We start from the raw sequence: 23,203 nt of genomic DNA on the forward strand, positions 1-23,203 counted from the left end.
GCAGTGCCAGCGACAACCACTCCCCTCGGGCTTGTCATTCCCGATCTCGCCGGCAAGGCGGTGCTGGTCACCGGCGCCTCGACCGGCATCGGCGCGGCACTCGCGTTGGCTTATGCGACGCAGAAATGTCTGGTCGCACTGCACTACAATTCCAGCCGTGACGCCGCCGAAAAACTTGGCAAGGCCATTCGCGACAATGGCGGCGAGGTGCTTCTCGTCCAGGGCGATTTTTCCCTGGCCGCCGACGTCGAACGCGTCGTCGAGGACAGCGCGCAGCATTTCGGCCGCCTCGACGGGCTGGTCAACAATGCCGGCGGGATGCTCGGCCGCGTGCCCTACGCCGAGCAGACAGAGGCGCATTACGACGCGGTGATGGATCTCAACGCGCGTTCGGTGTTGGCCGCCTCGCGCAAGGCGATGCCGTGGTTGAAGAGACAAGGCGGCTTCATCGTCAACACCTCCTCGATCGCCGCCCGCAACGGCGCCGGCGGTGGCGCCGGGCTTTACGGCTCGGCCAAGGCTTTCGTCTCCAACGTCACGCGCGGCATGGCCAAGGAACTGATCGGCTTCGGCATTCGCGTCAACGCGGTGGCACCCGGCACCATTCTCACGCCGTTCCACGAACGCTACTCGACCGAAGAGCAGATCAGGGGCATGGTTGCCACCATTCCGCAGGGGCGCGCCGGCACGGCTGAAGATTGCGTCGGTGCTTATCTGTTCCTCTCCTCCGATCTGTTGAGCGGCTACATCACCGGCCAGGTGATCGAGGTGAATGGTGGCCAGTTGATGCCTTGAGCCGCGACCTGCATACTGACGAACGGTATACTCTTGTCGAAAACGCTGAAGGGAGACGAAGGGATGTACGGTCTGATCGGCAAGATGCGGGCGGCCCGCGGCCAGCGCGACGCTGTCATGGACGTCCTGCGCGCCAGCACCGGCGCCCTGCCCGGCTGCCTGAGCTATATCGTTGCCACCGACCCGGCCGATGCCGATGCCATCTGGGTCACAGAAGTGTGGACTGACCAGGCAAGCCACAAAGCCTCGCTGCAGCTTCCCGAAGTCCAGGCGGCCATCGCCAAGGCGAGGCCCTTCATCGCCGGCTTCGAGTTCCAGGTGGAAACCAACCCCGTCGGCGGCTTTGGATTGGCTGACGACAAGACGGGCTGATCCGGGTGGACGACTCGACGCAGATCGTAAACATTAGCGATGCGAAGGCCAATCTTTCACGTCTCGTTCAGCGAGCCGCCAACGGCGAACCTTTCATTATCGCCAAGGCTGGCAAGTCATTGGTCAAGGTCATTCCTATGGATCAATCGGTGCCGGTACAATCGCGACGGGTTGGCTTTATGGCTGGTCAGTTTTCGGTGTCCGACCGTTTCGATCGCATGAGCGGTGGAGAAATCGAGCAACTGTTCGGCACAGACATCTGAGGCGATCGCTTTTCGATGCAGCGGGGGTTCGCATCCCTTACCGCTCAGTCTAAGACCAGAACATGGATTCCTCGCCCAAGCAGCCGTCTCCTGGCCAGCCGGCCGTCGAGCGCATGGCGCGCATGCGCAAGCCTTGGCAATGGCTGGCCCTCCTCGTCATTTCCGTGCTGTTTGCCGGTGCGCTCGAACTGGCCGCGCTGCCGGCGGCGCTGCTCATCGGGCCGATGCTGGCGGCTATCGTCGCCGGCACCAACGGCGCTACCGTGCGCGTGCCGCGGCTTCTGTTCGGCTCCGCCCAGGCGATCGTCGGCTGCCTCATCGCCGCTTCGATCTCGGCCGACATTTTTCGCGTCTTCTATGCCGAATGGCCGCTGTTCCTCGGCGCAGTGACAGCCACCGTCACGGCGTCCAGCCTGCTCGGCTGGCTGATCAGCCGGTGGCGCATCCTGCCCGGCACGACCGCCGTCTGGGGATCCTCCCCAGGCGCCGCCACCGCAATGGTGCTGATGGCCGGCGCCTTCGGCGCCGACCAGCGCCTCGTCGCCTTCATGCAGTATCTGCGTGTCATCTTCGTCTCGATGACGGCGGCCATTGTCGCCAAGATGTGGGTCGAAACGTCAGGCGTCGAAATCCCGCCGATTATCTGGTTTCCGCCGATCGATGCTCAAGCCTTAGCAGCAACCATTGGCATCGCGCTGGTCGGCGGGCTGGCGGGAAAGCTTTGCCGGCTGCCTTCGCCCTCCTTTCTGGGCACCTTCATCTTCGGCGCGTTGATCCACCTTGGCCTCGGCGTGCCGATGCAATTGCCGCCCTGGCTGCTGGCTGTCAGTTACGCCATGGTCGGATGGTCGATCGGGCTGAACTTCACCAGGCCGATCCTGCGCCATGCGACACGGGCCCTGCCGCAGATCGTCGCTTCGATCGTGGCTCTGATCGCCTTTTGCGGCGGCCTCGCCTTCATGATCAGCCATCTGCTCGGCATCGATCCGCTGACCGCCTATCTCGCGACCAGCCCCGGCGGCATGGACAGCGTCGCCATCATCGCCGCCGCCGCCCAGAACGTCGACATCTCCTTCATCATGGCGCTCCAGTCGGCGCGTTTCCTGATCGTGCTGCTTGTCGGCCCGAGCATCGCGCGGCTGGTAGCGCGCGCGGTGAAGGAATAGGCTGCTCCGCCCCGGCTGCCGGCATACTTATGGATCGATCCTAACCCTCGTCGTCGCCCTCGGCCTGCGCGTCGCGACGCCAATAGGCCGTTACCAGGTGCCGGTCGCGGCCCAGGCCCCACTCCTTGCGCACGATCTTGCGGATCTCGCGGAAGTCCGTGAACTCGCATCCGGCCCAGACGTAGAGGTTATCGGCAAGCGCCATGTGGCTGCGCTCGCGCAGGGCGGCCGCCAGCAGGCCGGCGGTGCCGGCCGCGCGGTCGTGCCGGTAAAGCCAGGTGATTTCGATGTTGTCGCCTTGCGCCAGCGCGATGCGGTCGTCCGGGCCATCGACCTCGATGAGCGCCTCGACGCGGGTTGACGGCCGCAGTTCCCCCAGAATCCGGCCAATTGCCGGCAGCGCTGTGTCGTCGCCGACCAGCAGCAGGGTCGGCGCCGTCGGCGTCTCGCCGCCGCTTGGCCCGATCATGCCGATCACGTCTCCCGCCACCGCGTTCTGCGCGAATGTGGCAGCGGGCGTGTCATGGTCGGGGTGCAGCACGAAATCGACATCGAGCCAACCGCTTATCGGATCCACCGCCCGGATCGTGTAGATGCGGACGGTGAGCGCATCCTCACCGGCAGGCCACACAAGCAGGCCGTCGGCGCCCATCGAGGGCCAAACGGGCGGCCTGCCCCGCGGCGGCAGCAGCAGCCGGATGTGCAGGCCGCCATGAGTAAACCGGCCAAGATCATCGCCTGCAAAGCGCAGGCGCTGCATATGCGGAGAAATCCGCGTTGACGACACAACCGTGATTTCGCGGAAGAAGATTGGGGTGCCGGTGTCGCTGCCGTCGCCTTGCCAGCGCAGTCCGCTCGTCGTTCCAAGGTGCTGCGCGACGTGGCCGGCGACCGTCATCTTCATGTAGGACAGGCAGGTTTCGTCTACGGCCGAGACGCGGATCAGCATGGAGTCGCCCTCGAGTGCCGCGCTCAGCGAACCGTAGTACAGGCGAAGTTCCCATCGATCGGCAACACCGGTCTCGACCTCGAATTCGCTGTGCTCGGTGCGCAGCCGGTCCATCACCGACCTGATCGCCGCATCGCTGATCCGGGTTTGCGCTCGCAGTTGGTCCATCGTTCGCGTCTTTCGAAACGGTTTGAAGCAATCGGCCGCAGGAGGGCCGCGCCGGCAGCGGCATGCCATAGACGTTCCGAAGTTTCCACAGAAACTTGAATACATAGGTCATCTTATATATTGAACCGCTACGTCCCGTTGGCGGCCAGGTCCGGCCTCGGCCTGTTGGAAGGGCACGCACGTCGGCGACGACGTCAGACGGAACGTGGCCCGGCACGCGCCCGACTGTCGGCATGGCTTTCGGTACGGCTTGCCTCCGGCTGGCCGCTCCTGTATGAAAACCGCCATGAACACGCGCGCCACCACCGCTTCCCGTCAGACCGGCTTTGCCGGCGAGACCGTGCGCGCGCTTGCCTCGACGCTGCTTCTTCTCGGCCTTATCGGCGATCGCCGGGTTCGCTGAAGGAGCGCCCGGCGGTCGAGCCGCCGCGCAAGCGCATGCTCCTTGGCAGTCACATCAAGCGAACGAAAAACTGGTAAAGGCGCCACTCGCCACCCATCCGCCTGAAGGCGGATTCGAGGGTCGCCGGGAGAAACGACGATGAACGCACGAGAAGAAATCCGCGTAAGCGAGGCCCCGGCGGGCCAGCAGAACGGCGGCATGCCGGACGCCGCCCGCAAGTACCAACCCTACCCAATCGTGGGCCTCACCGACCGGACCTGGCCCTCGAAAGTGATCGACAAGGCGCCAATCTGGTGCTCGGTCGACCTGCGCGACGGCAACCAGGCGCTGATCGACCCGATGGGCCACGAACGCAAGGCGCGCATGTTCGCGCTGCTGCTCGACATGGGTTTCAAGGAGATCGAGATCGGTTTCCCTTCGGCCTCGCAGACCGATTTCGACTTCGCCCGCTGGTGCATCGAAGAGGGCGTACCGGCCGACGTTTCGCTGCAGGTGCTGGTGCAGTGCCGGCCCGAACTGATCACCCGCACCTTCGAAGCGCTCAGAGGCGCCACCAACCCGATCGTGCATTTCTACAATTCGACCAGCGAGTTGCAGCGCCGCGTCGTCTTCGAGAAGAACGTTGCCGGCATCAAGCGCATCGCCACCGATGCCGCCAAGATGATCACCGACATGGCAGCGGGTGCCGGCGGCGGCTACCGTTTCGAATACTCGCCCGAAAGCTTCACCGGCACCGAGCTCGAGGTGGCGCTGGAGATCTGCAACGCGGTCACCGAGATCGTGAAGCCGACGCCTGACAACAAACTCATCATCAACCTGCCGTCGACCGTCGAGATGTCGACGCCCAATATCTATGCCGACCGCATCGAGTGGATGTGCCGCAATCTCGACAGGCGCGAGAACCTGATCATTTCGCTGCACCCGCATAATGACCGTGGCACCGGCGTCGCCACCACCGAGCTCGGCCTGATGGCCGGCGCCGATCGCGTCGAAGGCACGCTGTTCGGCAATGGCGAGCGCACCGGCAATGTCGACATCGTCACGTTGGCGCTCAACATGTACACGCAAGGCGTCGATCCGAAGCTGGACTGCTCCGACATCAACCGGATGAAGGATGTCTACGAATATTCGAACCAGCTGAAGATTCCCGAGCGCCATCCCTATGTGGGCGAACTCGTCTACACCGCCTTTTCCGGCTCGCACCAGGATGCCATCAACAAGGGTATGAAGGCGCTGAAGAAAGCCAACACGCCAGTGTGGGAGGTTCCCTATCTGCCGATTGACCCGGCCGACGTCGGCCGCAGCTACGAAGCCATCATCCGCATCAACTCGCAGTCCGGCAAGGGCGGCATCGCCTATGTGCTGCAGGCGGATTACGGGCTCAACCTGCCGCGCAACCTGCAGATCGAGTTTAGCCAGGCAATCCAGGCGATCACCGATGCTGAAGGCAAGGAAGTGCCGGCCAGGCGCATCTATGAGCGCTTCCTCGATACCTATGTCGACCAGCCGGGCGCCAGGCTGAAATTCCTCGATCACCACACCTATCCGGACACCGAGGTAAAGGGCCGGCGCGTTGTCGAGGCGGTCATTATCGACGACGGCAAGGAGATGACGATATCAGGCACAGGCACAGGCCCGATCGACGGCTTCGTCGATGCGCTGTCGCGCCATGTCGGCGTCGATATGTCGGTGCTCGACTATTCCGAGCACTCGATGCAGCGCGGTTCGAACGCCTCGGCCATTTCCTATGTCGAGATGGAACATCCTGACGGCAAGCTGTTCGGCGCAGGCATCAACACCAACATCGTCGCTGCCTCGCTGGAGGCCGTGGTGTCCGCCGCCAACCGGATTATCGGCAAAAGAGCCGGTTGATACAGGCCTGGAACGAATTCGGGACCATCGTCGTTTAGCGATTGGTCCCGACTTTTGTGTCATTAACCACCGGGAAATTATCCGGTGTGGTACGCGATCGCATAATACGTGTATGCTTGTACGGTGGTGCGGCAACGATATGATCGCGCCTCAACCTGTGCCGACTTCGAGAGGATCGACACTTGCAGCATGCCACGCCTGCCGCCCCCGCAGTGCGCGAGACACTGGAGCGACTGCTTGCCAGCGAAACGTTCGGGAGATCCGAGCGCGCGCGCAAATTGCTTCGCTATCTCGTCGAGCGCGAGCAGGCCGGGGAAGCCGACAGGCTCAAGGGCTTTTCCATCGCCATGGACGTTTTCGGCAAGGACGGCGATTTCGATCCGTCCACCGATGCCGTCGTGCGGGTGCAGGCGGGCCGCCTGCGCGAACTGCTGCAACATTATTTCGCCAATGAAGGCATTGCCGAGCCGGTCCGCATAGCCATTCCGCGCGGCGGTTACGTCCCGGCCTACGAACTCAATGCCATCCGCCTGCCGCAAGCAGCGGAAGCCGCCAGTCACGCAGAGCCGACAGCCAGCCTGCCCGAACAGTCCGGTGCCGCCGATGATGCCGCACCCATGGCGGCCTTGCTCGGCCAGGTTCCTGCGGCGGGCCTCTCGGTGACGCGCCATCTCAGGTTCTTCTGGATCGCGATCGCCGTGGTTATCGCCATGTTGGGCGTTCTGATCCTGCGCCAGGGCGGCGGTGCCTTGCTGGCGGGAGGCGACATCCCGGCAACGTCCGAGACCGCCGGCGAAACCGGCAGCATCACGCCGTCGCCCATGGTCGAAGCGCTGCCGCTCGTCTACATCGCCCTCAGGGCCAACACTCCCAATGCCAGTCGCGTCGCCGCATCGCTGCGTGCCGGCCTGAGCGGCTTTGATACGATCGACTTCATCGGTCGCAACACCGACAAAGCCGATCCGGTCGCCGATGCGACGAGTTTCATTTTCGATATCCTGCCTGGACCAGACGCGGGCGACGTTACCATCGAACTGCAAAGCTTGGCGTCCGGACGGGTGCTGTTGTCGCGCAACCTGACCGCCGCCGACAGCGCACCAACCGTAGTCGAGGATCGCATATCCGGCATTCTCAGTGCGGCACTTCCCGCTTCTGGCACCATCTACAATTACATCGAGCAGTCCGGCGCGGAGACCGGCCTGACGCAGTGCCTGCTGCTCAACGACAAATACTATCTCGACCAGAACGCCAGGACTCACGAGACCGCCTATCGTTGCCTCGAAGCCCTTGCCAACAGTGGCGCGAAATCGTCACTGGTTTATTCGGAACTCGCCTCATTGCATTTGGAGGCCGTGACCGACCACTACGCCTATCCGCCGGACGCAACGATCGAGAAGGCGATGACGTTTGCCCATCGCGCCGTGCAGATGGGGCCGACCAGCCCGTACGCACATCGCTCCTACGGCTACATCAATTCGCGCCTCGGCAATGCCGACGAGGCCCTGCGATGGATGCGGAAGGCCCATGATCTTAACCCCTACGATCTCGCCATGGCCGCCGCCTATGGCTACGGGCTGGTTTTCGCCGGCCGGTACGCCGAAGGAACACCTCTTCTGGCGCATGCCGTGGATGCCTCGAGCGGCCACCCGACCTGGTGGGACTTTGGGCTTTTCGCCGGAGAATTAATGCTGGGCGATACCAGCAAGGCAGCGATAGCCAGCAGCGCTCTGAGAACCACTGCGGCGAAATCGCACTATCTCGCCGCCCGTCTGATCGGCGCCAAGATCGCCGGTCGGGACAACCAGGCACGCAGGCTGCTTGATGAGCTGATAACCGAATTTCCGAAATTCGCCGCCAATCCGCGCGCAACCTTCATCGACAGAAAATATCCCGCCGATCTGACCGAGCGGCTGGTCGACGCCTTGCGTGCCGCCGGGCTCTTCAACGCGAGCTAGATGTGAGCCATTCCAGGGCAGCTAGTGCCGGGTTCCCTTCCGGAGTTGCGTGAAAATGAGGACTTCAAGCGGACAGCGAGTCCATCGAATAATGAAAGACCCAAAAGCGTTTCGCGTCGAAACGGATTCATGCGACACGCCTTAGGTCTTTTTGCTCGTGCGTGTCGTTCGCCCAAATCGAGGTCGCTTTTGGGAGCGGCATCCACCAGCAGCCGGCTCGCTGTTCGGCCAATCGCCTAATCGCGAAAATTTTACTGGCGAATGCTCTGGACTAGGAGCAATTCAGCCACATTTCCATCGCGCCTTCTCGAATAAAGCCTCAATCTTTCATGACTTCATCACTTTATGCCGACGAACGGGGTGTGGGTTCGAAGACCATCGTCCTGCTGCATGGTTTTGGCGGCAGCCACGATGTCTGGCGCGAGGTGATCTCCTTGCTGCCGCCTTCCGTACGCACATTGGCCTATGATCTGCCGGGACACGGCCTGTCGCTCGACTTTCCGTCGGCCGGACCGGCCAAGGTCGCGGCAAACGCCATCCTTGCCGACCTCTCCGCACGCGCGATCAAGCGCGTCCACCTCGTCGGCCATTCGATGGGCGGCGCGGTTGCAGCGCTGATGGCGTTGGCGGAGCCGGCAAAAGTCGCCTCGCTGACGCTCCTGGCGCCGGGCGGTTTTGGCCCCGAAATCAATGGACCGTTGTTGCGCCGCTTTGCCCGCGCGCAGGACCTGGCCGAAGTCCAGGCCTGCCTCGCCGAAATGTCCGGCCCTCGAGCCGCGCCCTCGCGTCGCATGGCCGAATTGCTGTGCGAAATGCGCGGCCGCCCCGGACAAACCGAAAAGCTCGTCGAGATCGCGGCCGCCATGACCAGGAGCGATCGACAGGGCGTCATCCCGCGCGAGCGGCTCGATGCGCTGAACATGCCGGTGATGGTGGCGTGGGGATCGGATGACGCCGTTCTACCCTTTACCCAAGTGGATGACCCGCCGGAGCGCTTCCATGTGCACCATGTGCTGGAGGCCGGCCATATGCTGGCCGAGGAAGCGCCCGACCTGATCGCCGAGATCATTCGCCGCAACAGCAATCGCCGCGTCGGGCCGCAACGGGTGAAACTGTCCGCCGCGGCCAGCTGACTTCTTCCGTCTGCGCCGCCAACGGCGACCCTTGATGCATTGATCTCGCCAGTGCATTTTGCCGGCGGCTGTGTTAACTCCATGTTAACCAAACCCGCGAGGCCACGCCCATGAAGGATGCAGGCGAAAAGATCATCGACCCGTCGAGAAAATTGTCCGATGCCATCCGCGATGTAAAGAATGCCTTTGCCGATCGCGACGACGTCGTCGTTGACATGCGCGAGGCGCATCGCATGCGGCTCGACCTTCTTGCCACCGAACTCGCGCCCGTTTTTGCCGACGTTCCCGCCGACATGGACAGTTTCGACTTCGTCGTCTCGTCCGGTCTGCAGCCGCGCCTGTGGATCGACGCCGTCAGCCATGTCGCCATGGGGCGCGACCGCCGCACCTACCGTTTCCTGAAGGACACCCGCATCGGCCGTGTGGTGCTGGCCGAATCGAGCGAGATGAAGCCGGTTGCCGATTCCGTGACGCGCTATGTCGCCGAGCGGATCGTCGAACGTCAGAGAATGATGGAGGGTGGCGTCGAGGCTGCCGTTCCCGGGATGAAGCGGCACGTGGTGCCGGAAGCCGAGCCGCCTTTGCGATCGCCGCCGCGCAGCAAGGGCTGGTCGGCCGTCCTGTCCGGCCTTGGCCTGATCGCCGCAGGCGCGCTGGTGGGACTGGCGGTTTCGATCGTGCTGTTCTGGGACCGTATCGTGGCGCTGGGGCTCAGCTTGCGGCCATAGCCGGTTGCGCCCCGAGCTCCAGCGTCTGCAGATCCGAAGGTGGTATCGCCGACCCCGTCAAGCCGCGCCGCGTCAGGCGGATGCGCCAATCGCCTTTTTCACCGTCTATGTCGAACAGATTGTACTGCGCCGCCGGAGGCTTGCCGCCGGGAGCCTGGCCGGCCGCGGCGACGCCAACCACCGGGACCTTGGCGTCGCGCGGGCCGATCTGAAACAGCGACGGCAGATGTGAATGGCCATGCAGGACGAGCTCGGCACCGTGCCGGCGAATGATTTTGTGGAAGCGGGCGATGCCGAACAGCCGCTTGTGCTGCGGGACGGCGCCCCGCACCGGCGGATGATGGATCATGATCGCACGGAACAACCCTTGCTTCGCCGTCGCATCGAGCATTTTGCGCAGCCGCTCGGCCTGGCCTTCCATGAAGAAGCCGTTGGCCATGAAGGGTGCCGTGGCACGCGCCGTGGTGATGCCGATCAACGCGACATTGCCGCGCACGCGCAGATAGGGAAACGAATTGCGATCGACCGGACTGTTGACGCCGTCGCCCGTCATCCATGCCGCCCAGGACCGGCACACCTTGTCGAAGGCGCCAGGCACATAGGCGTCATGATTTCCCGGCACCACCGACACGTCATGCGGCGAGCCGAGCGTCTCCAGCCAGTGCTTGGCCATCTCGATCTCGCCATCGAGCGCCAGGTTGACGAGATCCCCGGTAACCGCGAGGTGATCGGGCGCGCTGGCCTTGATATCGGCCACGATGGTGTCGATCACCGCATCGTGCATGTGCCGGCGGCGGTTGCGCTGCCAGTTGACGTAGCCCAGCACCCGCTTGGAGGCGAGATCGCGATAGGTTACTTCAGGGAGTGGCCCCAAATGGATATCGGAAATATGTGCGAGCCTGAACATTTCTCCTTCATAGGCGACGCGCACGCGGCTTTCCACCCACGGTTTCGCGACTGATGACGACCGATCCCGAGAGCACTTTGCGCCAGACCGGCTGGCCGGGGCTGCGAGCCAGGCTGTTCCATCTCTACTTCGTGCTGCGGCGGCCAATGACGCTTGGCGTGCGCGGGCTCATCCACGAAACGGCATCCAACTCCCTCTTCCTCATCCGCCACACCTATGTGCCGGGCTGGCAGCTTCCCGGTGGCGGGGTCGAGATCGGCGAGACGATGGCCGAAGCGCTGGCGCGCGAACTGGCGGAAGAGGGCAATATCACGCTGACCGCTCCGCCGGTGCTGCGCTCGATGCATTTCAACCGCCGCGCCAGCCGCCGCGACCATGTCGGCCTGTACCTGATCGAAAAATTCAGCCAGACAGCCCCGAAACTGCCGGACCGCGAGATCGCCGAGGCCGGTTTCTTTCCGCTCGACCGTTTGCCCCAGGGCACGACGCCGGCAACGCTGCGGCGCATCGCCGAGGTTTTTGGCGGGAAGCCGCCATCACCCTATTGGTAGTTCAGGCAGCCGCCTTGGCGAACCGTGCCCTGTCATGCCCCGCGCCGTAGTTAATTTCCGGCCCCACAGGCACTATACGCGTCGGGTTGATCATTTCGTGGCTGCCGTAATAGTGCGACTTGATATGATGGAGGTTCACCGTGCCGGCTACGCCGGGCACCTGGTAAAGATCGCGCAGATAGTTCGACAGGTTGGGATAGTCGGCGATGCGGCGCCGATTGCATTTGAAATGGCCGACATAGACCGGGTCGAAGCGCACCAGCGTGGTGAACAGCCGCCAGTCGGCTTCGGTGATCCGCTCGCCGACGAGATAGCGCTGATTCGACAGCCGATGCTCCAGCGTGTCGAGCGCGGCGAACAACTCCCCGAACGCTTGCTCGTAGGCGGCCTGCGTGGTGGCGAAGCCAGCGCGATAGACGCCGTTGTTGATGGCGGGATAGACCAGCGCATTGACCGCGTCGATCTCGCCGCGTAGCGCCTGCGGATAGAAGTCGAGGTTGGCGTCACCCCAAGCGTCGAAAACTGAATTCAGCATCCGGATGATTTCGGAGGATTCGTTGGAGACGATGGTCTCATCCCTTTTATCCCACAGCACCGGCACCGTGACCCGGCCGGAATAGTTAGGGTCGGCCCTGGTGTAGATCTGGTGCAGGAAGTCCAGGCTATAGAGCGTGTCACCTGTGGCTCCGTCCTGCGCCAGGAACGTCCAGCCATCGGCGCCCATGAAATGATGGACGACCGACACGGAGATGATGCCTTCAAGCTTCTTCAGCGCCCGGAAGATCAGCGTTCGGTGCGCCCAGGGACAGGCAAGCGAGACATAGAGGTGATAGCGACCGGGCTCCGCCTTGAAGCCGCGGCCGCGGCCTTCGGCCCCGTCACGAGTGATCCAGTCGCGCCATTGCGACTGCGCCCGCACGAATTTGCCGCCGCTGCCTTTGGTGTCGTACCAGCGGTCCTGCCATTTGCCTTCGACCAGCAATCCCATCGCTTGTCCTTTCCTGTCTGGGACATCATGTAGGGCTCCAAGTCGTTGCATGGAATCGCCGGGCGCTGAACAGATCGTCAAGCACGTCGCGGCGCCCGTTGCTCTCTACCTGCAAAACCGCCGATTGCAGCGGCGGGAAATTGATGCTAGCGGACACTCCGCATGTTCGATTTTGCTTTGATCCGGTTCGACCGACGACGAAAGGGCGCCCACGCTTGATAAAGCGCTGATTGGCGAATGCTGCCGTTTGCAGCAAACCTTTCCTCCTGTACCGGAACGCAAAGACCATGAGCCTTGCCGACGTAGAATACCTGCCGGAAACTCCGGCGCACGACCCTCAGATCGAAGCCATCAATGACGAAGCCTTCGGGCCCGGCCGTTTTGTGCTGGCCGCCTACAAGATCCGCGAGGCCGGCGGGCATGAACGCGCGCTGTCCTTCGTCGCCATGGACGGCGATCTCGTGGTCGCATCAGTTCGCATGACCCGCATCGCCGCAGGCGCCGGACGCGCGCTGATGCTCGGGCCGCTCGCGGTGCGGCCAGCCTTCAAGAATCTCGGCATCGGCCGCCGGCTGGTGGCGATCGCGCTGGAAGCGGCCGCCAAGGCCCGAGCGCCCGCCGTCATGCTGGTCGGCGACGAGCCCTATTATGGACCGCTCGGCTTCAAGCGTATCCCGCGCGGCCAGATATCGATGCCACGCCCCGTCGATCTCGACAGGCTGCTGTCGCACGAGATCATGCCGGGCGCGGTTGCAAGGCTCACCGGCGAGGTCTGCCATGCCGACCAGGCCAGGGTCGCCGAGCACTTTGCCGCGATGGCTTGACCATTCGCGCCGATTGCGCGCCTGATCCACGCCTGACTCTCATGTGAAAGGATGACGCCATGAATCCAAACTGCGAGGTCGCGGTTGTTACCGGCGGCGGCTCCGGCCTTGGCGAGGCGACGGCGCGCGCGCTGGCCGCCAGGGGCGCCCGCGTCGCCATCTTGGATGTCGGCGTCGATCGGGCGGCCAAGGTGGCGGCCGAGATCGGCGGCATCGCCGTCCAATGCGATGTCGGCAGCGCCGACAGCGGTGTTGCCGCGCTTGCCGAGGTCGCGGCCAAGCTGGGCGAACCGCGCATCCTGGTCAATTGCGCCGGCATTGCCATCGGCGTGAAGACGATCGGCAAGGATGGTCCCCATCCGCTCGATCAGTACCGCAAGGTGATCGAAGTCAATCTGATCGGCACTTTCAACATGATCCGCCTCGTCGCCGACGGCGCCGCAAAGCTCGACCCGCTGCAGGGCGGCGAGCGCGGCGTCGTCGTCAACACCGCATCCGTCGCCGCCTATGACGGCCAGATCGGCCAGGCCGCCTATTCGGCATCAAAGGGCGGGGTCGTCGGCATGACGCTGCCGGTGGCGCGCGATCTTGCCCGTTCCGGCATCCGGGTCTGCACCATCGCACCCGGCATATTCAGGACGCCGATGATGGCCGGCATGCCGCAGGAGGTGCAGGATTCGCTGGGCGCCGCGGTGCCCTTCCCCTCGCGCCTCGGCGAGCCGTCGGAATATGCGGCCCTTGCCTTGCACATCATCGAGAACCAGATGCTCAACGGCGAGACCATTCGTCTCGATGGCGCCATTCGCATGGCTCCGAAGTAGCACTTGCCAGCCTGGCGCCATCGTCTGATAAGTGGAATAGCCAAATCAACTTAGCAGGGCGAGCATTTGGCCGATCGAACGAAGGACGTGATCCGCGAGACCGACGCCGAGGCGATCCGGCAGGCCAAGACACTCATGCGCCGCGCCCGCTTCGGCGCCTTGGCGGTGTTGGAGCCGCAAACGGGTTCGCCGCTGGCGAGTCGGGTCGGCGTCGCCACCGACATCGACGGCACGCCGCTGATCCTGGTGTCGCAGCTTTCGGCCCATACGCCCGCCATACTTGCGGACCCGCGCTGTTCGCTGCTGCTCGGCGAGCCGGGCAAGGGCGACCCGCTCGCGCATCCCCGGTTGACGCTGATCTGCCGGGCAGCGCGGATCGAGCGCGGATCGGACGCGCATGCACGCGCCGAACGCCGCTATCTCAACCACAATCCGAAGGCCAGCCTCTATGCCGGCCTCGGCGACTTTTCGATCTTTCGTCTCGAACCGCAGCGCGCCAGCCTGAACGGCGGCTTCGGCAAGGCCTACCTGCTTGATCGCACCGATCTCATCACCGACGGGCCGATCGTCGAGGAACTGGCAGCCAGCGAGCAATCCGCGATCGACCACATGAATGCGGACCATCTCGACGCCGTCGCCCTCTACGCGCATCATTTTGCCCGGGCATCCGGCGACGGCTGGGTCATCGTCGGGTTCGATGCCGACGGCATGGATCTGGCCTCTGGCGACGATGCCGGCAGGGTCTTCTTTCCGCAGCCCTTGGTCACAGCGCATGAGTTGAGGCACGTCTTGGTCGACATGGCCAAGAGCGGCCGGGCGGCAACGTCGCCAAATAACCGCACTTAAATTCGTTTGATCAAAAGCAACGCTTGAGATTTGAATGAAATGTTCTACCCTTTGGCTGTGGCGCTGACTCGTTGGCGACCATTCACAACTGAGTTTATGGATTCAGGCACCATTGCCCCCATGGTGCCTCGATGAGCAAAGAGCATGGGGGATCGATGATCTCGACAAAGCTAATCGCCAACGCCGGATCGGCGGCCGAATTTCTGATGCTGATGGGCAATGAAAAACGGCTTTTGATCATGAGTTATCTGATCGACGGTGAAATGTCGGTCGGAGCCATCGCCGAGAAGGTGATGCTCAGCCAGTCCGCCCTGTCGCAGCATTTGGCAAAGTTGCGGGCGCTGGACCTTGTGGACACCCGCCGCGACCGCCAGATGATCTACTATTCCTGCAAATCCGACGCCGTGCGCGAACTGCTTGCCACGCTCGACGGCATTTTCGGCAGCGGCAAGGATGATCTGTCCCAGATGGCACAAAGGCTGCGCCGCGCCGGAACTTGAACGGCTGGTCGCGTAAACGTTTACGCCACCAGCGGCCTTCGGCAATGTGCGTCCATCCTGGGCGCGCAAATACACTTTGACACTGCATCCGCGCATCATGTTCTTGGCAACCGATTCCGATTGTCAGCCGAGGCTCAGATGACCCTTGTCCACATCGACGATCCGCGGGATCCGCGCGTCGCCGCCTATCTCGACATCCGCGAGCGTGACCTCGCCGGTCGACAGGGCCGCTTCATTGCCGAGGGCAAGGTCGTGCTCGACATGCTACTGTCGGCCGCGCGCTTCCGCGCCGAATCGGTGCTGGTTCTGGAGAACCGCTTGGCCGGCCTCGAAGAAATCCTGCACAAGGCGTCTCCTGACCTGCCGGTCTATGTCACCGCCGGAGCTGTGATGGATGCCATTGCCGGGTTTCACATGCATCGCGGCATCCTTGCCATTGGTCGCAAGGAGACGCCCCAGCCGGCCGAGGCCCTGCTGGACGGCTTGCCTGCCCGAGCATTGATCGTGGTGCTCGTCGGCATCGCCAATCATGACAACATGGGCTCGATTTTCCGCAACGCCGCCGCGTTCGGCGCCAATGCGATCCTTTTGGATGCGACCTGCTGCGATCCGCTCTATCGCAAGGCGATCCGCGTTTCGGTCGGCGCGGCCTTGAAGGTCCCGTTCGCCTCGTTCAGCGACACCGCGCGGTTCGCCGCGACGCTCGACCGGCGTGGCTTTACCCAATTTGCGCTGTCGCCACGCGGGACATCAGACATACGCGATGCAAAGCCGGCCGAACGCTTGGCACTCTACCTCGGGACTGAGGGCCAAGGCCTGCCCGAAAGCTTGCTCGCCCGTCTCAATACTGTTCGGATCAACATGTCGGAAGGCTTCGACAGCCTGAACGTCGCGGCGGCATCCGCCATCGCCCTGCATCATTTCTGCGCCGGCGGTGCCTGAATTCAATCTGCCGCAACCGCCTTCTGTAACGCCCGCACGCGGTCGGCAAGGCTGCGGCCGCCGCTGTTCGGCCGCGCATCCTGCTGCGCCTCCAGCGCCTTGGCGATCGGCGACCCCGGCCCTTCGAGCTTGGCTGTCAAGTTGACGACTTCCGCCGCCAGGTCATTCATCTGTTCGCGCAGCATGGAACTTGCGTGGCGTGTATCGCCCTGCGGGCCGGCGGCCTCGGCGGCGGACAGATCCGCCTTCAGCCGCTTGTTCTCGCGTGCCAGTGCCGTCAGTCTGGCCTCCAGCCGCTCACGGTCGGCGTCGAGCCTGGCGATCGCCTTTTCGACGTCGTCGCGCCTGTCCGCCTGTACCTGCCCGCCGATCAACCGCAAGGCCGAGGCGCCGTCCCCGGCCTTCGCTTTTTCGCGCTGCCGCGCCAGATCTTTCTCGCGGCGTTCGAGCTTCTCCTCTCGGTCGGCAAGCGCGGCGAGCAACCGTTCGACTTTCTTGTCCAGTTCGGCGGTTTTTTTCCTCTCGGCCTTCAGCGCCTCACGCGCGGCCTTGCTTTCGGCCGCGATCTCCTGGTTGCGCCTGTCCGCCTCCTTGCGCTGGCCGCGCAGCAGCGCGATATCGCTGGCGAGCTTCTGCAACTCGGATTCGCGCGCCACAAGTTCGATCTGGCGGCTGCTGGAGGAGAAGCTGGCGTCGTCATACATGCGTTCCAGCTTCTCAAGCTCAAGCGCGCGTTTCTCCAGTTTGCGTTCGGTCTCCTTGAGCCGCTCGGACAACCGGTGCAGTTCATCCTCGCGCTGGTGCAGCGCCGCGTTCTTGGCAGCCAGTTCATCGAGCACCTGGTTCTTGTCCATGCGCTCCATCGCCAGCCCCTTCAGGGCCTCGCGGCCGCGATTGATCTCGATGAGCTGCTCGGTCGACTTCTCGCGCAGCGCCTTGACGTTCATCTCGAGGCGGCGCGTCGCCATGGCGAACTCCGCCCGGATCCGGTCCTTGTCGGCCCCAATTTCGGCTTGCGTCAGCGGGATCGAGGCTTCGATGCGTTTGCGCGTCAGAGCGACCGCCCGCCGCCAGATGGCCGGAGCCACCATCAGCGCCAGAAAGCCGGCGCAGAGAAAGCCGAGAGCAAAGAACAGGACCGACTGAACCAAGTGACTATCCGTTATCGCGCGCCGACATGCAACAATACGAGGATCAAAAGCCGTCGCGACTTTTGACCGTTACTCTGTTGGCATGACGGAAATCAGGCGCTGCGGCAAGGGCTCGCCGCGGCGCATATGGGTCATCGGATCTGGATTCTTATCGAAGCGTATACACATTCCGGTCGTGACCTCGGGTCAGAACGGATTCCACGTCGCCCGTTCGGTAAGCTTCAGGTAGCCGAGATTGACGCCGAGCCGGGCGCCGACGCCGGTGCGGATCGGCACCAGCAGCACATTGTTGTTCTTCAGCACGTTGAATCCGACGCCCGCCACCACATAAGCCGAGCCGGCGACGCCGCCATAACGGTTGTAGAGATTGCCGACGTCATCGAGATTATAGACGAGCATCATCACCCGCGATCCCTCGCCGCCGAAATCCCAGCCGAGCGACGGGCCTTGCCAGAACACTTTATGGTCGCCGGCATTCTTGGTGTAGAGTGTGCCTTCGCCATAGGTCAGGCCGCCGATCAGCGCGCCGGATCCCTCCTCGCCAAGCAGATAGCCATTGGGCAAGCCATAGGAAGCAAAAATCTTCTCCACGACTGTGGCAAGGCCGCCCGATGTCGCGCCGAAGAACTTGTGACCGGAATCGACAATCTCCTGAGCGGTGTACTCCTGGGCCCGCAGGGCCGATGTCGAGAAGACGAGAACGCCCATGAGCGTGATCGCCATTGAGAGGACACGGAGAAAACTCCGGCCGTAGAATCGGGAAAACATGCTTCCAATCTCCGTCAGGGAGCACTTTCGCCGACGCCTCGCACCCGTACGGCTCTTTAGGCGGCCGTTAAGGATGGCTGTTAGGGGCAAACTATGCCGTAATCCTTTTTCAACCATTAAACTCGCACATGAAGATGGCGGTTCGAAGGCTGTTGGGGTCGTTCATACAGGCAAGCAGCCTGCGTGAACGCGCCATAGGCCCCAACGGCGATTTTGGGTTTGTTGCTGCACGCACGGGCGCTGTGTATTCAGAAAGCTCGGGAAGAGAGCGTGATTCGCGTGGGCAGGCGTCGATCGATCGCGCGGCCATGATTTATGGGATTTTTGCAGGGATTTTCGCCGATGTCCGATCTTTTCACCCTTTCCGCACCCGATCTGGCGGCACTTTTGTGCAGCCGGGTCTGCCACGACATCATCTCGCCTGTTGGCGCGATCAACAACGGGCTTGAACTGCTCGATGAAGGCGGCGCCGACGAGGACGCCATGAAGCTGATCCGCCAGAGCGCCCGCAACGCCTCGGCGCGCCTGCAGTTCGCCCGCATCGCCTTCGGCGCGGCTGGTTCCGCCGGCATGCTGATCGACACCGGCGATGCCGAAGCCGTCGCTATCGCCTTCCTCAAGAACGAGAAGCCGGAACTCATCTGGAATGGAACCCGTGCACTGTTGCCCAAGAACAAGGTCAAGCTGCTGCTCAACCTGATCCTGGTCGCCAACGCCGCCATTCCACGCGGCGGCAAGCTTTCGGTGACGCTGGAGAATCTCGAGACCGAGCCTCGCTTCGCGCTTTCGGCGAGCGGCCCCATGTTGCGGGTGCCGCCGAAATTCCTCGAACTGCATTCCGGCCACAAGCCGGAAGAACCGATCGACGCGCATTCGGTGCAGCCTTACTATACGCTGCTTCTGGCGCGGGAGGCCAACATGACGATATCGATCCATGCGACCGCGGAAGAGATCGTGCTTTCGGCGGCCTGAGATCCGCGCAGACCAGCAGCAAAGTATTTCAGCGCTGTAATATTGGTTGAATGGACCTGCGGACGAAAGATGAACTTCGTCTGACAGCGCGGGTCAAAGCATCTGCAAGAAAAACCTTGCAAACTGGCATCTTTGCAAAAATTTTACCTAATGGCTTTTCGGCTTCTTTACCAGATCGGCCTATGCTGTGCCGCAGATACCCCGACGCGACCGGATTGCCACAAGGCAAAGAGGACCCGGAAATGAAACGCTGCATGTTCGTCGACGATTCTAGCGTCATCAGGAAAGTTGCGAAGCGCATCCTGGGCGGTTCCGACATGATGGTCATCGAAGCCGCCAGCGGGCTTGACGCGCTGGAGATGTGCGCCGCCGATATGCCTGATATCATCGTCGTCGACGGTGCACTGCCGGATGTACAGGCGGTCGACCTGATCCGGCGCGTGCGCGCCATGGAAAGCCCGACCAAGCCGCAGATCCTGATCTCGCTGGTCGAACTGGACATCGCCTCGATCATGCGAGCCAAACGCGCCGGCGCCCAAGGCTATCTGTTGAAGCCGTTCAACCGCCCGCAGCTACTCGAGCGCTTTCGCACCCTGAAGATCGCTGCCTGATCCGTCGGATCGCGGTTACCACCGGTCTATGACGCAAAAACCCGGCTGCCGCCGGGTTTTTGTCTGGAATTTCGATCGGCCGTCGCTCAGGCGCTGACGCGGATGTCTTCAGGTTCGCGCAGCACATAGCCGCGGCCCCAGACCGTCTCGATATAATTCTGGCCGCCGGACGCAGCATCGAGCTTCTTGCGCAGCTTGCAGATGAAGACGTCGATGATCTTCAGTTCCGGCTCGTCCATGCCACCATAGAGGTGGTTAAGGAACATTTCCTTGGTGAGCGTGGTGCCCTTGCGCAGCGAGAGCAGCTCCAGCATCTGGTATTCCTTGCCGGTAAGGTGCACGCGCTGACCGCCGACTTCGACGGTCTTGGCGTCGAGATTGACCACCAGGTCGCCGGTGGTGATGACCGATTGGGCATGTCCCTTCGAACGGCGCACGATGGCATGGATGCGCGCCACCAGCTCGTCCTTGTGGAAAGGCTTGGTCATGTAATCGTCTGCGCCGAAGCCGAGGCCGCGCACCTTGTCCTCGATGCCGGCCATGCCGGAAAGGATGAGGATCGGCGTCTTCACCTTGGAGAGACGAAGCGTTCTCAAGACCTCGTAGCCGGACATATCGGGTAGGTTGAGGTCGAGAAGGATGATGTCGTAGTCGTAGAGCTTGCCCAGATCGACACCCTCTTCGCCGAGGTCGGTCGTATAGACGTTGAAGCTTTCCGATTTCAGCATCAGCTCGATGCTTTGTGCGGTTGCACTGTCATCTTCTATCAGCAGAACACGCATTTCATTCCCCTTTTCTGCTGCCGGACCATCTTGCGACCCATCCGGGACCGGAGCAGTGATTGCCTGGTGCAGAGGCTGCCATGGAATGGTTAACAAAACCTAATTCCGCGTCGATGACGGTACCAGATTTTTTAACCACTTTCTACACCCTCTTGAATTTAATAACGAATCACAGGACCAAACCGCTAATGCAACACATTAAAAACCTGGACTAAGTGACTCCAGGGACTCATCGACATCGCTTCCATGTCGCCAGCCGGATTTTTACCCGGCCTTAAGTCCTGACCCGTATGATTAACAATGCCCGTAAACGAATGGTTACCGTCGGCAAAAAACTTTAGGGTTTTGTTTCCCATAGTGCGGGGAAAGCCGGTGGACACGGGCAGCGCTTGGGCCTTTCCAAGTGGTTTGGACGATATGTGCAGGTGTGCGTTTCCGGGAGTACCGAATCATGAAGTCACGTGAAAACCTCGTTCGGCTGAAACAGTTTCAGGTGAATGAGAAGCGGCGGCAGCTGCTGCAGCTCGACATGATGATCGCCGAATTCGAACGCATGGCCGCCGAGCTGGAGCTTCAGATCAGCGCCGAGGAAAAGAAGGCCGGTATCACCGACATCAATCATTTCGCCTATCCGACCTTCGCCAAGGCGGCCCGTTTGCGCCGCGACAACCTCAGAAATTCGCAAGGCGACCTCGCCCAGCAGCGAAGCGCCGCCGAATCATTACTCGGCGAAGCTGAAGCGGAGCTTTCCAAGGCGGAAATGCTCGAATCGCGCGACACCAAGATTCGCGAGGCCGAAACTGGCGGTCGTAGCGCGATGATCGGCTGAACCGCCCGATATCCGCGTCTTTGAGCACGTCCAAGCGGGCGCGCAACGCATTGGGCGAGCGCTAAACGGCCCACTCCCCTTCATTCACGGCCGCAGCCCGCGCCCGGGCCTCCTTGATGTCGGGAACGTGTTGTTCCGACCAGGATCTGATCTGGTTGAGCAATCCCGCCAGATTCTGGCCAAGTTCGGTCAATTCATATTCGACCCGAGGCGGGACGACCGCAAACACCTCGCGCCGCACCAAGCCGTCGCGCTCGAGCACGCGCAACGTCTGCGTCAGCATCTTCGGCGTGACGCCTTCGAGCTTGCGGGCAAGCTCGCCATTGCGCTGCCGGCCTTGGCGCAGCGCACAAACAACCAGGTAAACCCACTTGCTGGCCAGCGTCTCCAGCACCGTGTGCGAGGGACAGGTCCGCCGGAACGCATCATAGCCGTAGGGGGAGTCGAGATCACTATCCATACGGTGCCTATATATCAACAAGGTACATACTAGACAAGAGACCATTACTCTCCAAATGATAGTGGGACCGGTCAATCAGGAGAAATCTTATGCGTGCCATTATCCAGAATTCCGTCGGCGGACCCGATGTCCTTGTCATCGCCGAGCGCCCGGCGCCCTCGCCCAACGCCGGCGAAGTGCTGGTCCGCATCAAGGCGGCCGGGATCAATCCGGTCGATGGCGCCGTGCGCGCCGGCTATTACCCGCTGCTCGGCGAACCACCCTTCATCCTCGGCTGGGACCTTTCGGGAACCGTCGAGGCGCTGGGGCCTGGTGTCAGCGGCCTGAAACCAGGTGACGCGGTGTTCGGCATGCCGCGCTTCCCAAAGCAGGCGGCAGCCTATGCCGAACTGGCCGCGGTGCCCGCCGATGAAATCGCGCGCAAGCCCGCGCACGCCGATTACGTCCAGGCAGGCGCATTGCCGCTGGCCGGCCTCACCGCCTGGCAAGGCCTCGTGCGTCATGGCGCGATGAAAGCCGGCCAGCGCGTGCTGGTCCACGCCGGGGCCGGCGGCGTCGGCCATCTGGCGGTGCAGGTCGCCAAGGCGGGCGGCGCCTGGGTTGCCGCCACCGTCAGCACGGAAAAATTGGATTTCGTCCACAAGCTCGGCGCCGACGAGGTCATCGACTACACCAAGGATGATTTTACCGACAAGGCGAAGGACATCGACCTGGTGCTCGAGACGGTGGGCGGCGAGCACGCCCATCAATCGTTGAAGGTGCTCAGGGACGGCGGCGTGCTGGTGTCACTGCTCGACATCAGCGACAAGACCAGGGCGGATGCCAAGGCGCGAAGCATCCGCGTCGAACGCATGTCCGTTGTTCCCGACCGCGAAGGCCTGCTGGAACTTGGCAGGCTCGTCGATGCGGGAAAGCTTACCGTGCATGTGGCAAAGACCTTCCCGCTAGAACAGGCCGGCGCCGCGCACGCTTTCCTCGCCAGCAAGCCGGTCGGCAAGGTGGTGCTGACGGTCTGAAACGCGCAAATGCTGTCAAGAAACCAAAAGGGCGCGAACTTCGCGCCCTTTTGCAGATTCTTGAGCGTCAGTGCCGGTATTGCTGGATGCGCGTCGTGCGCAGCCCGGCGAGGCCGTATTCGTCGATCGAGGCCTGCCAGGACAGGAACTCCTCGGTGGTCAGCTTGTAGCGCTGGCATGCCTCCTCGAGGCTCAAAAGCCCGCCGCGCACCGCTGCAACCACTTCCGCCTTGCGCCGGATAACCCAGCGACGTGTATTCGTCGGCGGCAGATCGGCAATTGTGAGAGGGCTGCCGTCAGGCCCGATAACATATTTGACTCGCGGTCTAACCAGATCGGTCATCGTACTCTCTACAAAAAACTCAAAGACCCAATCCCCACCACGTTACCGCCACAGCTTTAAAAATTGCCTAAGCAGACCCTAACAGCTA

General features: G+C 62.5%; 26 protein-coding genes. 18 read left to right on the forward strand and 8 right to left on the reverse strand.

The annotated features are described in order from the left end of the window. The first annotated feature begins 3 nt into the window (after positions 1-3). The 4 genes from FJ867_RS19020 (at position 4) to FJ867_RS19035 (ending at position 2,596) form a co-directional block, all read left to right on the forward strand. Positions 4-795, forward strand: coding sequence for an SDR family oxidoreductase (locus FJ867_RS19020; RefSeq protein WP_140556137.1), 792 nt, complete (start codon positions 4-6; stop codon positions 793-795). A gap of 63 nt (positions 796-858) precedes the next feature. After that, entirely contained in the window at positions 859-1,167 is a 309-nt protein-coding gene (locus tag FJ867_RS19025; protein WP_140496083.1) for a putative quinol monooxygenase, read from the forward strand. A 5-nt stretch (positions 1,168-1,172) separates the two neighbouring features. Further along, entirely contained in the window at positions 1,173-1,430 is a 258-nt protein-coding gene (locus FJ867_RS19030; RefSeq protein WP_140496084.1) for a type II toxin-antitoxin system prevent-host-death family antitoxin, read from the forward strand. A gap of 62 nt (positions 1,431-1,492) precedes the next feature. Continuing rightward, on the forward strand, positions 1,493-2,596 hold the full coding sequence (locus FJ867_RS19035; protein WP_140818206.1) for an AbrB family transcriptional regulator: 1,104 nt from the start codon (positions 1,493-1,495) through the stop codon (positions 2,594-2,596). A gap of 40 nt (positions 2,597-2,636) precedes the next feature. On the opposite strand, the gene FJ867_RS19040 is transcribed toward FJ867_RS19035, so the two are convergent. Continuing rightward, entirely contained in the window at positions 2,637-3,659 is a 1,023-nt protein-coding gene (locus FJ867_RS19040; RefSeq protein WP_224518883.1) for a siderophore-interacting protein, read from the reverse strand. A 595-nt stretch (positions 3,660-4,254) separates the two neighbouring features. Between FJ867_RS19040 and leuA the strand changes: the two genes are divergently transcribed. The 4 genes from leuA to FJ867_RS19065 all read left to right on the forward strand — a co-directional run bounded on the left by leuA (position 4,255) and on the right by FJ867_RS19065 (position 9,804). Then, complete coding sequence (leuA, locus tag FJ867_RS19050) at positions 4,255-5,988, forward strand: 2-isopropylmalate synthase (RefSeq protein WP_140672482.1); 1,734 nt, start codon at positions 4,255-4,257, stop codon at positions 5,986-5,988. 182 nt (positions 5,989-6,170) lie between these two features. Next, positions 6,171-7,943 (forward strand): hypothetical protein, encoded by a 1,773-nt coding sequence (locus tag FJ867_RS19055; protein WP_140496088.1) that lies wholly within the window; start codon positions 6,171-6,173, stop codon positions 7,941-7,943. A gap of 329 nt (positions 7,944-8,272) precedes the next feature. Further along, positions 8,273-9,076 (forward strand): alpha/beta fold hydrolase, encoded by an 804-nt coding sequence (locus FJ867_RS19060; protein ID WP_140518309.1) that lies wholly within the window; start codon positions 8,273-8,275, stop codon positions 9,074-9,076. Positions 9,077-9,186: 110 nt separating this feature from the next. After that, positions 9,187-9,804, forward strand: a complete 618-nt coding sequence (locus FJ867_RS19065; protein WP_140496090.1) for a hypothetical protein — start codon at positions 9,187-9,189, stop codon at positions 9,802-9,804. Here the strand turns inward: FJ867_RS19065 and FJ867_RS19070 are convergent. Next, positions 9,788-10,711, reverse strand: a complete 924-nt coding sequence (locus FJ867_RS19070; protein ID WP_140631771.1) for a metallophosphoesterase — start codon at positions 10,709-10,711, stop codon at positions 9,788-9,790. The two genes, FJ867_RS19065 and FJ867_RS19070, sit on opposite strands and share 17 nt — an antisense overlap. 53 nt (positions 10,712-10,764) lie before the next feature. On the opposite strand from FJ867_RS19070, the gene FJ867_RS19075 reads away from it, so the two are divergent. Beyond that, positions 10,765-11,262: an NUDIX domain-containing protein gene (locus FJ867_RS19075; RefSeq protein ID WP_140496092.1), complete on the forward strand. Its 498-nt coding sequence runs from the start codon at positions 10,765-10,767 to the stop codon at positions 11,260-11,262. A 1-nt stretch (position 11,263) separates the two neighbouring features. Here FJ867_RS19075 and FJ867_RS19080 read toward each other — a convergent pair whose 3' ends face one another. Beyond that, complete coding sequence (locus tag FJ867_RS19080; protein WP_140818208.1) at positions 11,264-12,250, reverse strand: glutathione S-transferase family protein; 987 nt, start codon at positions 12,248-12,250, stop codon at positions 11,264-11,266. A 287-nt stretch (positions 12,251-12,537) separates the two neighbouring features. Here FJ867_RS19080 and FJ867_RS19085 point away from each other — a divergent pair, with 287 nt between their 5' ends. The 5 genes from FJ867_RS19085 (at position 12,538) to FJ867_RS19105 (ending at position 16,183) form a co-directional block, all read left to right on the forward strand. Then, complete coding sequence (locus tag FJ867_RS19085) at positions 12,538-13,074, forward strand: N-acetyltransferase (protein ID WP_140496094.1); 537 nt, start codon at positions 12,538-12,540, stop codon at positions 13,072-13,074. A 59-nt stretch (positions 13,075-13,133) separates the two neighbouring features. Continuing rightward, positions 13,134-13,895: a 3-hydroxyacyl-CoA dehydrogenase gene (locus FJ867_RS19090; RefSeq protein WP_140818210.1), complete on the forward strand. Its 762-nt coding sequence runs from the start codon at positions 13,134-13,136 to the stop codon at positions 13,893-13,895. A gap of 66 nt (positions 13,896-13,961) precedes the next feature. After that, positions 13,962-14,741 (forward strand): HugZ family protein, encoded by a 780-nt coding sequence (locus FJ867_RS19095; protein ID WP_140666859.1) that lies wholly within the window; start codon positions 13,962-13,964, stop codon positions 14,739-14,741. 155 nt (positions 14,742-14,896) lie between these two features. Then, entirely contained in the window at positions 14,897-15,241 is a 345-nt protein-coding gene (locus FJ867_RS19100; RefSeq protein ID WP_140496438.1) for a metalloregulator ArsR/SmtB family transcription factor, read from the forward strand. Positions 15,242-15,379: 138 nt separating this feature from the next. After that, complete coding sequence (locus tag FJ867_RS19105; protein WP_140818212.1) at positions 15,380-16,183, forward strand: RNA methyltransferase; 804 nt, start codon at positions 15,380-15,382, stop codon at positions 16,181-16,183. Between the two features lie 2 nt (positions 16,184-16,185). Here the strand turns inward: FJ867_RS19105 and FJ867_RS19110 are convergent, their stop codons facing one another. Then, the gene (locus FJ867_RS19110) at positions 16,186-17,334 is read right to left on the reverse strand and encodes a hypothetical protein (RefSeq protein ID WP_140666855.1); all 1,149 of its coding nucleotides are present in this window, start codon (positions 17,332-17,334) and stop codon (positions 16,186-16,188) included. A 186-nt stretch (positions 17,335-17,520) separates the two neighbouring features. Further along, entirely contained in the window at positions 17,521-18,057 is a 537-nt protein-coding gene (locus FJ867_RS19115; RefSeq protein ID WP_224518884.1) for an EipA family protein, read from the reverse strand. A gap of 387 nt (positions 18,058-18,444) precedes the next feature. Here FJ867_RS19115 and FJ867_RS19120 point away from each other — a divergent pair, with 387 nt between their 5' ends. Together FJ867_RS19120 and FJ867_RS19125 are read left to right on the forward strand one after the other, a co-directional pair. Beyond that, complete coding sequence (locus FJ867_RS19120) at positions 18,445-19,074, forward strand: histidine phosphotransferase family protein (RefSeq protein WP_140564027.1); 630 nt, start codon at positions 18,445-18,447, stop codon at positions 19,072-19,074. A 242-nt stretch (positions 19,075-19,316) separates the two neighbouring features. Further along, the gene (locus FJ867_RS19125) at positions 19,317-19,685 is read left to right on the forward strand and encodes a response regulator (protein ID WP_140496100.1); all 369 of its coding nucleotides are present in this window, start codon (positions 19,317-19,319) and stop codon (positions 19,683-19,685) included. Positions 19,686-19,771: 86 nt separating this feature from the next. On the opposite strand, the gene ctrA is transcribed toward FJ867_RS19125, so the two are convergent. After that, the gene (gene ctrA / locus FJ867_RS19130) at positions 19,772-20,467 is read right to left on the reverse strand and encodes a cell cycle two-component system response regulator CtrA (protein ID WP_006203583.1); all 696 of its coding nucleotides are present in this window, start codon (positions 20,465-20,467) and stop codon (positions 19,772-19,774) included. Positions 20,468-20,918: 451 nt separating this feature from the next. Between ctrA and FJ867_RS19135 the strand changes: the two genes are divergently transcribed. Further along, the gene (locus tag FJ867_RS19135) at positions 20,919-21,296 is read left to right on the forward strand and encodes a flagellar export protein FliJ (RefSeq protein ID WP_140496101.1); all 378 of its coding nucleotides are present in this window, start codon (positions 20,919-20,921) and stop codon (positions 21,294-21,296) included. Positions 21,297-21,357: 61 nt separating this feature from the next. Here the strand turns inward: FJ867_RS19135 and FJ867_RS19140 are convergent, their stop codons facing one another. Further along, positions 21,358-21,756, reverse strand: coding sequence for a helix-turn-helix domain-containing protein (locus FJ867_RS19140; protein ID WP_140657042.1), 399 nt, complete (start codon positions 21,754-21,756; stop codon positions 21,358-21,360). Positions 21,757-21,845: 89 nt separating this feature from the next. On the opposite strand from FJ867_RS19140, the gene FJ867_RS19145 reads away from it, so the two are divergent. Next, complete coding sequence (locus FJ867_RS19145; protein WP_140818214.1) at positions 21,846-22,772, forward strand: NADP-dependent oxidoreductase; 927 nt, start codon at positions 21,846-21,848, stop codon at positions 22,770-22,772. Between the two features lie 67 nt (positions 22,773-22,839). Here FJ867_RS19145 and FJ867_RS19150 read toward each other — a convergent pair whose 3' ends face one another. Then, entirely contained in the window at positions 22,840-23,115 is a 276-nt protein-coding gene (locus FJ867_RS19150; protein ID WP_006203587.1) for a DUF1153 domain-containing protein, read from the reverse strand. Positions 23,116-23,203 lie beyond the last annotated feature (88 nt).

This window comes from Mesorhizobium sp. B2-5-3, from assembly GCF_006441005.1.
GTDB lineage: Bacteria > Pseudomonadota > Alphaproteobacteria > Rhizobiales > Rhizobiaceae > Mesorhizobium.